Source organism: Spirosoma foliorum (genome assembly GCF_014117325.1).
GTDB lineage: Bacteria > Bacteroidota > Bacteroidia > Cytophagales > Spirosomataceae > Spirosoma > Spirosoma foliorum.
On the sequence record NZ_CP059732.1, the window covers coordinates 7,207,149 to 7,220,094 of the forward strand.

13 protein-coding genes and 1 tRNA gene are annotated in these 12,946 nt (G+C 45.8%); 12 read left to right on the forward strand and 2 right to left on the reverse strand.

Features of this window, described 5'->3' with window-relative positions; all coding sequences use genetic code 11:
* Window positions 1-5 precede the first annotated feature (5 nt).
* From hisA to hisF, 3 genes are read left to right on the forward strand one after another with little or no spacing between them, the layout of a single operon-like run.
* A complete protein-coding gene (gene hisA / locus H3H32_RS30265) occupies window positions 6-728 on the forward strand; it encodes a 1-(5-phosphoribosyl)-5-[(5-phosphoribosylamino)methylideneamino]imidazole-4-carboxamide isomerase (RefSeq protein WP_182459466.1) in 723 nt (240 codons plus the stop codon).
* Complete coding sequence (locus tag H3H32_RS30270; protein WP_182459467.1) at window positions 725-1,147, forward strand: GNAT family N-acetyltransferase; 423 nt, start codon at window positions 725-727, stop codon at window positions 1,145-1,147. The genes hisA and H3H32_RS30270 overlap by 4 nt, the downstream gene beginning before the upstream one ends.
* A complete protein-coding gene (gene hisF, locus H3H32_RS30275) occupies window positions 1,147-1,902 on the forward strand; it encodes an imidazole glycerol phosphate synthase subunit HisF (RefSeq protein ID WP_182459468.1) in 756 nt (251 codons plus the stop codon). Before H3H32_RS30270 ends, hisF begins: the two co-directional genes overlap by 1 nt.
* Before the next feature lie 86 nt (window positions 1,903-1,988).
* Here the strand turns inward: hisF and H3H32_RS30280 are convergent, their stop codons facing one another.
* Window positions 1,989-2,891, reverse strand: a complete 903-nt coding sequence (locus tag H3H32_RS30280) for a porin family protein (RefSeq protein ID WP_182459469.1) — start codon at window positions 2,889-2,891, stop codon at window positions 1,989-1,991.
* Window positions 2,892-2,930: 39 nt separating this feature from the next.
* On the opposite strand from H3H32_RS30280, the gene H3H32_RS30285 reads away from it, so the two are divergent.
* From H3H32_RS30285 to H3H32_RS30300, 4 genes are all read left to right on the forward strand, one after another.
* Window positions 2,931-3,917: a gliding motility protein GldB-related protein gene (locus tag H3H32_RS30285; RefSeq protein ID WP_182459470.1), complete on the forward strand. Its 987-nt coding sequence runs from the start codon at window positions 2,931-2,933 to the stop codon at window positions 3,915-3,917.
* A gap of 99 nt (window positions 3,918-4,016) precedes the next feature.
* The gene (locus H3H32_RS30290) at window positions 4,017-5,822 is read left to right on the forward strand and encodes an ABC transporter ATP-binding protein (protein ID WP_182459471.1); all 1,806 of its coding nucleotides are present in this window, start codon (window positions 4,017-4,019) and stop codon (window positions 5,820-5,822) included.
* A gap of 67 nt (window positions 5,823-5,889) precedes the next feature.
* A complete protein-coding gene (locus H3H32_RS30295; protein ID WP_182459473.1) occupies window positions 5,890-6,306 on the forward strand; it encodes a Fur family transcriptional regulator in 417 nt (138 codons plus the stop codon).
* A gap of 105 nt (window positions 6,307-6,411) precedes the next feature.
* Window positions 6,412-8,265 carry a MutS-related protein gene (locus H3H32_RS30300; protein WP_240543538.1) on the forward strand — a complete coding sequence of 618 codons (1,854 nt, stop codon included), beginning with the start codon at window positions 6,412-6,414 and terminating at the stop codon, window positions 8,263-8,265.
* Between the two features lie 279 nt (window positions 8,266-8,544).
* Here the strand turns inward: H3H32_RS30300 and H3H32_RS30305 are convergent.
* Window positions 8,545-8,620, reverse strand: a tRNA-Phe gene (locus H3H32_RS30305).
* A 126-nt stretch (window positions 8,621-8,746) separates the two neighbouring features.
* On the opposite strand from H3H32_RS30305, the gene H3H32_RS30310 reads away from it, so the two are divergent.
* From H3H32_RS30310 to H3H32_RS30330, 5 genes are all read left to right on the forward strand, one after another.
* Window positions 8,747-10,120, forward strand: a complete 1,374-nt coding sequence (locus tag H3H32_RS30310) for a 4Fe-4S dicluster domain-containing protein (protein ID WP_182459475.1) — start codon at window positions 8,747-8,749, stop codon at window positions 10,118-10,120.
* A gap of 96 nt (window positions 10,121-10,216) precedes the next feature.
* Window positions 10,217-11,020, forward strand: coding sequence for a (Fe-S)-binding protein (locus H3H32_RS30315; RefSeq protein ID WP_240543539.1), 804 nt, complete (start codon window positions 10,217-10,219; stop codon window positions 11,018-11,020).
* Between the two features lie 68 nt (window positions 11,021-11,088).
* Entirely contained in the window at window positions 11,089-11,586 is a 498-nt protein-coding gene (locus H3H32_RS30320) for a hypothetical protein (protein WP_182459476.1), read from the forward strand.
* 265 nt (window positions 11,587-11,851) lie between these two features.
* Window positions 11,852-12,541 (forward strand): sigma-70 family RNA polymerase sigma factor, encoded by a 690-nt coding sequence (locus H3H32_RS30325; RefSeq protein ID WP_182464529.1) that lies wholly within the window; start codon window positions 11,852-11,854, stop codon window positions 12,539-12,541.
* 129 nt (window positions 12,542-12,670) lie between these two features.
* Window positions 12,671-12,913 (forward strand): hypothetical protein, encoded by a 243-nt coding sequence (locus H3H32_RS30330; protein WP_111350508.1) that lies wholly within the window; start codon window positions 12,671-12,673, stop codon window positions 12,911-12,913.
* Window positions 12,914-12,946: the final 33 nt, after the last annotated feature.

The following is a 12,946-nucleotide window of genomic DNA, read 5'->3' on the forward strand; positions in this document are numbered from 1 at the left end:
TACTTATGTATATCATACCCGCAATTGACATTATCGAAGGCAAAGCCGTCCGCTTAACGCAGGGCGACTACAACCAGAAAAAAGAATACAACGCCCGGCCACTGGAAGTGGCGAAACAATTTGAAGATGCTGGCCTGACGCGTCTGCATCTGGTTGATCTTGACGGCGCAAAAGAAAAGCGCGTGATCAACTGGAAGGTGCTGGAATTGATTGCATCCAAAACCAACCTGCATGTTGATTTTGGCGGAGGGGTTCAATCGGACGATGATTTACGAATGGTGTTCGAATGTGGCGCTAAACAGGTAACGGGTGGAAGCATTGCCGTAAAGCAACCCGATGTATTGGAACGATGGCTTTCCCAATATGGCCCCGATAAAATTATTCTGGGTGCCGATGCCAAAAACGAGAAAATCGCGGTAAGTGGCTGGGAAGAAGGCACCGAAGTCTGGATATACGACTTTCTGGAAAAGTGGACCGAGAAAGGCGTAAAATATGTAATCAGCACCGATGTGGCTAAAGACGGTCTGTTGCAAGGGCCTTCATTCGACTTATATCGCAACATGCAGGACCAATTTCCCGATCTGAACATCATTGCCAGCGGGGGCGTCAGTAACATGGACGATATCGAAATGTTGGCCGATATGGACGTTTTCGGTGTTATCGTTGGCAAGGCGATTTATGAGGGGCGTGTGACGCTGAAGGAGTTACAACAATTCAATGAGCAATGAATCAGGAATACACCATCAGTACTGATAAAACCAAACTTGATCTGGAGGTCATTCACCGCTTTCTGAGCGAGGAAGCTTATTGGAGTCTCAATATTCCGCTTGAGATTGTCCAGCGTTCTATTGAGAACTCGCTTTGTTTTGGCGTTTACCAGGGTGAAAATCAAGTCGGTTTTGCGCGGGTAGTTACGGATATGGCTACGTTCGGGTATTTGGCTGATGTATTTATTCTGCCCGAACATCGGGGCCAGGGTTTATCCAAAAAACTTGTGGCGTTCATCATGGATTATCCATCTTTACAAGGCTTGCGTCGTATCATGCTGGTTACGCGGGATGCTCACGGATTGTACAAGCAATTTGGTTTCCAGCCAATTGATACTCCTGAAAATACTATGTCTATTAAAGCTTTTACTGCTTACTGATGCTTACAAAACGAATCATTCCCTGCCTTGATATAAAAGATGGTCGTACCGTAAAAGGAACCAATTTTGTCAACCTGCGCGACGCTGGTGATCCAGTTGCCCTTGCCGCCATCTATGCTGAACAAGGGGCCGATGAACTGGTTTTTCTAGATATTACGGCTACTGTAGATGGACGCAAAACGCTAATCGAACTGGTTCGGAATGTAGCGCACACGATTAACATTCCATTTACTGTCGGCGGTGGAATATCGTCTGTAGCTGACGTATCTGCCCTACTTAATGCTGGTGCCGACAAAATTTCCATTAATTCCTCGGCCGTACGAAATCCAGATCTGGTCAACGAACTGGCTTTGGAATTTGGTAGTCAATGCATCGTAGTAGCCATTGATACGCGCTATGTAAATGACGAACACATCGTTCACACGCATGGTGGACGTAAGCCTACCGAACTTCGTACTATTGCCTGGGCGAAAGAAGTGGAAGACCGGGGCGCGGGTGAAATTCTGCTCACCTCAATGGATACAGATGGCACGAAGGCTGGCTTTGCACTTGAGCTAACGGCACAAATTTCGGGAGCCGCTAATATTCCGGTCATTGCCTCGGGTGGGGCCGGTTCAATGGAACATTTTGTCAATGTGTTTACAACCGGAAAAGCAGATGCGGGATTAGCTGCCAGTATCTTCCACTTCAAGGAAATCGAAATTCCTGCGCTGAAAGGATACCTGCGCGAGAAGGGAATTGAAATGCGCCTGTAACGCGGACAAGATGTCCGCATAGGTATGGATTGCACTAAATAGCTGCCTAGAACTAACTATGCGGACAAGATGTCCGCGTTACATCATCAAAACTTGAACCCTAACTCCAGCGACACAACCCGGTTTTTAGAGATCAAATTATTGTCGCGGGCTACATTTATTAGACCTCGCTGATAACTCATACCCAGGTTGAAAGCGTTGTTCTGGTTGATTTTATATTGTATACCCGCTCCGAGCAATAACTCAACATCCCCAAATCCGTACTGCCGACGACTGCCACCACTTTCGGCGGTATACAATCCGTTGCGGGCCTCGTCAAGTGCCTTTTCGGCCAATTTGATGCTGAACAAACCACCCGTTTGAATATATAATCGCATGTCTGGTGCGATGTTATTGGCAAACATTTTTACCGTGGCTGGAATTTGTAGATACTGCAAATTATAGACCGACTCTTTTTCGGGTGCGCCCGGATTCCATACACTTGAACCAAATGTGCCAGGCATTTGAAAGCCAGATCGTTTGATGGTGTACCAAAGCCCCGAACTAAACGCGTAGCGGTCTTTGAAGAAAAAATAATCGAGCGATGGGCCAACGCTCATCCGAACGCCTGCACCGTTGCTACGAAAACCTGCATAAGTTCCTGCCCCCTGAGCTGTGTTCAGGTCGAGCGAAGGAGCAAATCGGATACTCATTTCGATCAGGTGACTCACCCACGCATAATTGGGGCCTGAGCCAAAACCATTATTCTCCGATGAGTTATCTGTAGACTGACTTTGCTTACGACGACGGCGTTTTCGATCATCGTCGTACTCCTTACGATTCTTATCTTGCCCATCGTAATTATCACCCAGAATTTTACGAAATCGTCGTTCCGTAACGTTTGATTCTTTAGTGCGCATCTGGTATAATGCGGGCGATGTTGACTGAGCCCAACCATGGCTGATTGTCAGGATGATCAAAATCAAACTTAACCCTGCAACTTTTTTCATAATTTTGCACGTTTTCTATATTGAAAACTCGTGATTTTCATGCGAATACACACAGCCCTCGCGGGGCTTTTTTGCTTACTTTTATTGGCTTCGTGTACTAAAAACGAAGACGTTACGCTTATCCGATTCGATCAGCAACTTTTCGCCGGTAAATCACCCGATCAGATTAAAACATTGCTGAACCAGAATCCGGCTATCGCTCAATTGTACTTTAACGCGAATGGAGCCGGAAATGATACAGCTCTCGTTCATGAATTGACCAACCGGGTCAACAACCCAGCCCTCAATGAACTCAACGCTCAGGTTCAGGGTGAGTTTGGCGATATGACTGATTTACGCAGTCAATTGGCCCAAGCCTTTACAAATATCAAAAAAGACTTTCCTGATTTCCATTCTCCCAAAGTTGTAACCGTCATGACGGGATTTCTTGGGCCAGATCTGGTTGTTACGGATAGCCTGATCGTTATCGGTCTCGACTATTTTGCTGGTCCAAAAGCGAAATATCGCCCACAAGGACCTGAATATCCACAATACATTCTTCGCCGGTATGCGAAAGAATACATTGTTCCCGCCATAGTTTTCGCGATTTCAGACAAATTCAATGCCACGAACCGAACCGACCAGACGATGCTCGCCGATATGGTTTACTATGGCAAAGGTTACATTTTTACGAAAACAATGTTGCCAGATGTTGGTGGCGAACCCATCGCAGATAGTCTCGTTATCGGTTACTCAGACAAACAACTAACGCAAACGTTTAATGCCCAAGATATTGTTTGGGGGCATTTTATTGATAATCAGTTGTTATATCAAACCAATCCGGCCATAAAACAGCGATATTTGAATGAGCGACCTTTTACGGCTGAAATCGGCCCGGATTGCCCCGGCGCTATTGGTCGCTGGGTTGGTTGGCGGATTGTGGGTCGGTACCATGATGAACATACTGGAGTAAGTATTGCGGATTTAATGCGTAATGCCGATGCTCGGCAAATTTTTGAACAATCAGGATATAAAGGACAACCGTAGAGACGCAATCCCTTGCGTCTCCTATGTATCAAACCCATCCGGTTCGGAGACGCAAGGGATTGCCGGTCCGCCGGTGCGGTCACTACACAAGATAACAAAATGGCAAAACGGGGACGAAGTTTTGGCGAAGAAGCCGACAAGGAGGATAAAAAGAAATTTAGTAAAGAAGGGTTCAAAAAGGCTCTGAACATATTCCGGTTTGTAAAACCCTATCGATTTCAATACATCGTCGGGTTTGTGTTTCTGATCTTATCGACGGGCACAACAATGAGTTTCGGGCTGCTGATCGGTCAGATTACGAGCGTTATTCAGGGGAAATCGGCCTTTACACTGAATCAGGTAACGCTGTTTTTTGTGGGCGTGCTCATTGCTCAGGCTATTTTTTCGTTCTTCCGGATTTACTTTTTCTCGCAGGTAAGCGAGCGGGCTATGGCCGATGTCCGGCAGGCGACGTATAGCAAAATTATTACGCTACCAGTTCGATTTTTTGAGCAACGACGCGTTGGCGAATTAACCAGTCGTATCTCAGCGGATATTTCGCAGTTACAGGATGTACTGACATTGACCGTGGCTGAGCTATTTCGGCAAGTTGGTACGCTAACGATTGGTACGGCCATTATTTTTTACGTTTCCTGGAAGCTAACCTTGTTCATGCTGGCTACTTTCCCCGTTATTATTGTAGCGGCTATGTTCTTTGGTCGGTTCATCCGGAAACTGTCGAAACAAGCGCAGGATTTGCTGGCTGAGGCCAACATAATCGTTGAAGAAACGCTTCAATCGGTGAATGTGGTAAAAGCGTTTACAAACGAAAAACTGGAAATCAATCGCTATGGAACTGCTCTACAACGAGTTGTGGGTACGGCATTACGAGCCGCTAGATTTCGTGGCGTGTTCGTTTCCTTTGTGATTTTCGCACTCTTTGGTGGTATCATCGGCGTGGTGTGGTTTGGTGGTTCGTTGGTTATGGCTGGCGAAATGCCTTTTGCTGATCTGCTCACATTTATAGTCTACACAACATTTATCGGTGGATCTGTGGCGGGTATGGGCGATTTATATGCTCAATTGCAACGGACGATTGGCTCGTCGGAGCGGGTTCTGGAAATTTTGGAAGAGCCTTCGGAAGTAAATCCAGATGAGGAAACACCGCTGTTTGTGCCCGTACATGGACACGTCCAGTTCAACGATGTTCGCTTCTCGTATCCATCACGTCCTGAAATTCCCGTTTTAAAAGGTATTTCGTTTGATGTGGCTGCCGGACGGAAAATTGCGCTAGTTGGTCAGAGTGGTGCCGGAAAATCAACCATCGTTCAATTACTAATGCGCTATTACCAAATTGGTAGTGGTCAGATTACGGTGGATGATCGCGATCTGGCAGGTTTCAACGTAACAGAACTGCGGAAAAACATTGCCGTTGTTCCTCAGGAGGTAATGCTCTTTGGCGGTACTATTCAGGAGAATATTCAGTATGGTAAACCCGGTGCTACAGAAGCTGAAATTCGTGAAGCTGCCCGTAAAGCCAATGCGCTTCAATTTATCGATTCATTTCCCGAAGGTTTACAAACGATTGTTGGCGAACGGGGCGTTAAATTGTCGGGTGGACAACGGCAACGGATTGCTATTGCCCGCGCTATTCTGAAAGATCCTGCCATTTTAATTCTGGATGAAGCCACGAGTTCGCTCGATGCCGAATCGGAACGGTTGGTGCAGGAAGCGTTGGATGTATTGATGCAAAATCGAACAACCATTATTATTGCTCACCGACTGGCTACAATTCGGAAAGTGGATCGGATTTACGTAATGCGCGAGGGTCAGATTGCGGAGTCGGGTACGCACGATGAGTTGGCGATTCAGGAAGACGGCATCTACGCAAATCTGGTTAAATTGCAGTTTGAGATAACAGAGTAATAATTAATGTAAAATGAAGAATGAATAATTACTGCATTATCCATTTTACATTATTCATTAATATACCATGACGCTAGCCGAAAAAACCCTGAAAGACTTCAGCCTCCGCCATACAAATGGCCGCGAGGAGGTGCTGGATTTGTTTCTGAACGCCGGTCATGCGCTGGCGCACAGCGATGTAGAAAACGGTCTTGGTCCCGATCACGACCGGGTTACGATTTACCGAACGCTTCGTACCTTTTTAGATAAAGGACTCTTACACAAAGTTCTTGATGATGAAGGAGGAACGAAATATGCGCTTTGCCGCGAGCGCTGCGCCGACGGTCATCATCACCACGATCATGTTCATTTTAAGTGCGAAGCCTGTGGGCAAACGACCTGTTTGGATCAGGTTAGTATCCCTTCAGTAGCGCTTCCTGAAGGCTACAATCGGAAAGAAATGAACCTACTGATTCAGGGCGTTTGCCTGGATTGTAATAAGTAGTGCAGCTTTTTTGTCATGCTGACGAAGGAAGCATCTTAAAATTCCCTTACGTACTCATTGGCAAATTTTAACCGGGTCGCCGGAGCGGATGCTTCCTTCGTCAGCATGACAAAAAATAGAATGACTCCCGAAACCACTTTTCAAGACCGTCAACAACGATTTAGTAAGGCCGAGCAAGCCGCACAACGTCAGCATAATCAACTGGCCTTTTGGCGGCTTGTCTGGTTTATAGGCAGTGTTGCCGCTGTTTGGCTCCTTATTCGGCTCGATTATCAATTAGGTGCTGTACTCGTTGTTTTAGCGGGAATAGTTGGCTTTCTGATATTATTGAAAAAGCACCAGTCTGTTCGACGCGAGCGCGATCTGAACCACCAACTGGTATTTATCAATCAAGACGAAGCTGCCCGGCTAAAACGCCAGTATTTGCGCCCCGAAACCGGCGACCTATTTGGTAGTCCAACGCATTATTACTCGGGAGATCTGGATGTATTTGGGAAGCATTCACTTTTTCGATTGCTTAATCGAACACATACTTACGAAGGACAGAGCCGATTAGCGGCATGGCTCAAGGCTCCTTCTAACCCCGATGCCATTCGACTCCGTCAACAAGCCGTTGCGGAGCTAAAACCTCAACTCGACTGGCGCCAACAACTGGAAGCTCTGGCTACTATAGAAGAAACGGTTGGCCGCTCGCCTGATGCGTTAGTCAAGTGGGCGATGGCGGAAACAACTCCGTTACCGAGCTACCTAAATGCCGTCCGTTTTTTATTCCCAGCCATTACGTTAGGCTTATTTATAGCTTGGTTATTGGGCTATGTACATGGAACGGCCGTGCTATTAGGTTTAGCCGTTCATGGCCTGATACTTAGCCAAACAGCAGCTAAAGCGAAGGAGGTAAGCGAACAAACCTTCGAGATTTCGGCCGCTTTACGGGCATTTCAGTCACTCATTAAGCAAGCCGAACAAGTGAAAGGCGATTCTGTTCGTTTACGGGCTATTCGGGAAGCACTTACATCAAAAGATCGTTCGGCATCTGAAGCGATCGGTCTGCTCAGCCGATTAACAGAAGGGTTAAATTACCGACGGAATCCCTATTTCTTTCTCTTATTTGGAATAGCCACCTTGTGGGATGTTCATTACCTGTTCCGGCTTGAAGGTTGGCGACAGCAGTATGGTCCTGATCTGAGTCGCTGGTTTAAAGCATTGGGTGAACTCGAAGCACTCAATAGTTTAACCGGTTTTGCCTACGCACATCCGACTTACACAACGCCTGATATTGTTGATGATGAGTTGCTGCTGGATTTTACACAGGCATCTCACCCATTACTACCTCCGGATCGTAGTGTGGCTAACTCACTCACCCTGAGTGGTGCTGGCCAAACGATATTGATTACAGGCTCGAACATGTCGGGGAAAAGTACGTTTCTGCGTACGGTTGGTGCCAATGTCGTGCTGGCACTGGCAGGAGCCGTTGTGAGCGCCGAACTATTCTGGTGTTCGCCTGTGCGCGTATTTACAAGCATGCGGACACAGGATTCACTCGAAGAAAGCACATCATCGTTCTACGCCGAATTAAAGCGCTTACAAACACTCATTGGTCTGACAAAGCAAACTGCATCTGCAGATCAAAATCGCTCTCCGCAAGATCGCCTGCCTGTCCTTTATTTTCTGGATGAAATTCTGAAGGGCACAAACTCCGCCGATCGCCACCGCGGGGCCGAAGCCCTCATTCGGCAGTTACATCAAACAAACGCTTCGGGTTTCGTTTCCACGCATGATCTCGAACTGGGGCAACTTACGGATGCTGATAATTTTGTGCGTAATTTTCATTTCCAATCTGACCTACAAGATGGTGAACTGGTATTCGATTACAAGCTTCGGAATGGAATCTGCGAAAGTTTTAATGCCAGCCAATTGATGAAAGCAATTGGTATTGAGATGGATGCAGTTAAGAAATAAAATTAGAACTATGTCCCTTACCGTTGAAATTTTTGACCGAGCGATAATCATAATCTTACACCAGATTTAGGAGCTTTCTATAAAGCCAAAACAACCCCTGTGAGTACTTGTTAGATAGTACGAAAGCAGTATATTTGCCACTACAAAAAAACAGTATGCAAGCATACTGTTTTTTTGTAGTGGATAAAAAAGGTATGTTGAAAGGTCAATTAATTGCAAATGGAACTAGTATAGAGGCAATAAAAAAGCCTTCTCAATTGAGAAGGCTTAACGCTAGGGTGGTGGTGATGGACGGAATCGAACCGCCGACACAAGGATTTTCAGTCCTTTGCTCTACCAACTGAGCTACATCACCCTGAAACGTGGGTGCAAAAGTATGCATAGCGCGCCATTTTGCAATACTTTGCTCGTAATATTTTTTAAGAAAGTTTTGGTTCCTGATGTATTCTGTTGATTATCAGGTGAAATAAGTTAAAAGCGAATGGAAATTATTCAGCAAATTTTATTTGTAGTGGCTTTGGGGGCTACGGGTTGGTACATAGCTAAACGCGTAAGACTCATTGCGCAGGCTATTAAGCTTGGTCGTCCCGAAAACCGCTACGATCATCCCGATGAACGACTGAAAACAATGTTATTAGTCGCTTTTGGACAGAAGAAGATGTTTACCAATCTGTTGGTGGGCATCATGCACTTCGTTATTTACGCTGGTTTTCTGATTGTTAACCTCGAAGTGCTTGAAATTATCCTGGATGGCATTCTCGGAACACATCGACTGTTTGCGCCCTATATCACGCCTATCTATCCAATTTTAATTGATGTTTTTGAACTACTGGCAGTAGGTGTACTGACCGTCTGCGTCATTTTTCTGTGTCGTCGATTTATTGCCAAAGTACCTCGGTTTCAGCAGGAGCGACATCGGGAAATGACCCGCTGGCCGCGAACTGATGCAGCTATTATCCTAACTGCCGAAATTCTGCTCATGATTGCTTTCCTGACCTGGAATGCTTCCGACAGTGTTCTCCGCGATCGGGGCGTTGGGCACTATGCCGAACTGAAAGGTATTGTTCCCGACTTTTTGATCAGTCAATTTTTGAAACCTCTTTTTTCGGGCTTTAGTGATACTGGTTTGATCGTTTATGAACGTACAGCCTGGTGGTTGCATATTTTGGGTATTCTTTCTTTTGCCATTTACGTCACCTATTCGAAACACCTTCACATTGCGCTCGGCTTCCCGAATGTCTATTTCTCAGATCTTCAGCCAAAAGGAGAGATGCAGAACATGCCTGAAATCACGAAAGAGGTGCAACTCGCGCTTGGCCTTCCTGTTACAACGGAAGCAGACGGCTCTCAGGCTAATGATAATGGTGACCAGCCCCCAGCAGAAATTGGGCGTTTTGGGGCTAAGGATGTTCAGGACTTGAAGTGGATCAACCTGATGAACGCTTATAGTTGTACCGAATGCGGGCGCTGTACATCGGCTTGTCCGGCCAATATTACCGGGAAGAAGCTGTCTCCTCGTAAAATCATGATGGACACTCGCGATCGGCTTGAAGAAATTCAAGATGGCTGGAAAACGAACGGGTTTGATTACAAGGATGATAAGTCCTTATTGAACGATTACATCACCGCCGAAGAACTTAATGCCTGTACAACCTGTCAGGCTTGCGTTAATGCGTGCCCGATCAATATAAATCCGTTAGATATTATTCTTCAATTGCGTCGGTATCGGGTTATGGAAGAGTCAGACGCGCCCGCTTCATGGAATGCGATGTTTAGTAATATCGAAAATAACATGGCTCCCTGGAAATTCTCGCCAAGCGACCGTTTCAATTGGGCTGATCAAGTGAATGACTAATAGATTATGGTATTCGGTTTACAGTTTACGGCGGGCTGACGCAAGAACAACTGATGCGTAGCCAACTGTAAACCGAATACCCAAAACATACCAACAATGTCTACGACTGAAAAAACATACAAAGTGCCAACGATGGCCGATATGGCAGCATCGGGCGAAGAACCGGAAATTCTGTTTTGGGTTGGTTGCGCAGGTTCATTCGATGATCGTTACAAACGGGTGACTATTGCCTTCGTCCGTATTCTGAATCATGTTGGCATTAAGTTCGCCGTGTTGGGGCCAGAAGAAGCCTGTACGGGCGATCCGGCGCGTCGGGCAGGGAACGAGTTTTTGTTTCAAATGCAGGCGATGTCGAATATTCAGGTATTGAATGGCTATAATGTCAAGAAAATAGTGACAGCCTGTCCGCATTGCTTCAATACGCTTAAAAATGAGTATCCAGAACTGGGTGGTAATTACGAAGTGATTCACCACTCCCAATTTTTACAAGGTCTCATCAATGAAGGACGCGTGAAGGTGAAAGATGGCCAGCCATTTAAGGGTCGCCGGATAACTTTTCATGATTCATGCTACCTAGGTCGGGCCAATAAGGTGTACGAAGCACCACGTGACGTTTTGGCGGCACTGGATGCCGATTTAGTCGAAATGAAGCGCGTACGGGCCAATGGTTTATGCTGCGGAGCGGGTGGTGGTCAATATTTCAAAGAGCCAGAACCTGGCAAGAAGGATGTGAACGTCGAGCGCGTTGAGGAAGCGCTTAGCACGGGGGCCGATACTATTGCCGTAGCCTGCCCGTTTTGTATGACTATGATGTCGGATGGCGTTAAGAATAAGAATCGCGAAGATTCTGTTCGTGTATTCGACATCTCGGAACTCATCGCCCAAGGACAAGGGCTTTAAAAAAATGATGAATGATGAATGATTTTGGCTGTTAAATCATTCATCATTCATCATTCATCATTTTCTCTATGTACATCGATTTTGATAAACTGCCTGATACTGCCCGCGTTTGGGTTTATCAGGCGAACCGTCCGCTTGCGGAAGGTGATGTAAAAGCGATTGAAAATGCTTTGCAGCCAGCCTTGAGTCAATGGGCAGCCCACGGTCAACCATTATTAGCCTCAGCCAAAGTGGTTGAAAATCGTTTTGTTGTGGTTGGTGTCGATGAAGGGTACAGCTTACCAAGCGGATGCTCTATTGATTCCTCAATGCGGACAGTGCAGGAAATTGGTCGGCAGCTATCGGTAGATTTCTTTGATCGTTCGGCAGCTATTCTGCTAGCTGATGGAACTGTAGAGACAGTTGCGTTGCCAACAATTAAGGCTGCTGTTTCAAACGGCTTACTAACGCCCACTACAACGGTATTTAATACGTTAGTGAAAACAAAAGCGGAGTTTTTGGCAGAATGGCGCATTAATGCTGCCAACTCCTGGCTCAAGCGGTATTTTAAGACGATAGAAGCATAAATAACCATTTAATAGGTAAAGCCGGCCAATTTCTACAGACTAGAGTAGAAATTGACCGGCTTTAACGTTACGATCTATAAGAACGTTCACTGCCAAATCGTCATATTAATTAACTTTGCTCGTTCTTTTCCAACAAAGGACTAATTTTTGTAGTAAGAGTTTACGAAGCTCAGCGAATCTGATCGTGTAATTATTGAATTCGTTGGTCATTGCCGATAGTAAACGGCAATTAACTCTTACTTTTATGGCGACTATTCCCGAAGTTATGTCAGATACGCCAACTCGCGACGACCGGAACCGTAGCGACGGACCAGCCGAACCGGACCAATTCTTACCCGATAGCGACCCGACCGAACAAGTCTCGGCCGATACGCCCGCTCGTGGTTATTCCGACGCACAGAAGTACCAGATTTTTAATAAGGAGTTTATGCCGCACATTGACTCCATGTACAACTTTGCTTTTCGGTTGACAACTGACGAGGACGATGCAAACGACCTCGTACAGGATACATACCTAAAAGCGTTTCGGTTCATTTCATCTTTTGAGCAAGGAACTAACGCCAAAGCATGGCTGTTCCGGATTCTGAAGAACAGTTTCATCAACGATTATCGGAAAAAAAGCAAAGAACCAGCTAAGGTAGATTACCAGGACGTTGAAACGACCTATAACTCTGAAGACGCTGAATCTGAGCACACAGTTGACCTACGGGCCGAATCTGTTTCTGATTTAATTGGCGATGAAGTGGCAACAGCCTTAAACTCGTTGCCGGTGGATTTCCGAACGGTCATTATTCTCTGCGACATCGAAGGATTTACATATGAGGAAATGGCAAAAATTCTGGATATCCCAATAGGTACAGTTCGCTCTCGATTACACCGGGCTCGTAACCTATTGAAAGAAAAATTGCGTGATTACGCGTCTTCGATGGGCTATAAAGAAGAAAATGAAGAATAAACCGAACTTTTTATAAGCCTAATTTGGTTCTGCTAATAACTTAATGGTATTATTATTCTTGGAATAAATAAAACTTTTCCAATGCAAACCTCGTTGCCGTCATCAGCTTCATCTAGTGGTAAGCCAGACATGAAAGAACATTGTAATCACAGCGCCGACTGCCTGAAGATGATTCAGTTGATTCTGGATGGAGAAGCTACAGATCAACAGCTTGTCAGAGTGAAAGCGAACCTCGAATCATGCAGACCCTGCATCGAGATGTATCAGCTTGAAAAGGAAGTGAAAGAGTTATTGACGAAGCGCATGGAGAAACGATGCTGCCCCGAGCAGTTAGTTGCAACGATTAAATCCCGAATCCTGAGTTTCAGCTAAGAGCAATCAACGTAATTGGGGTAATTAAGGAAG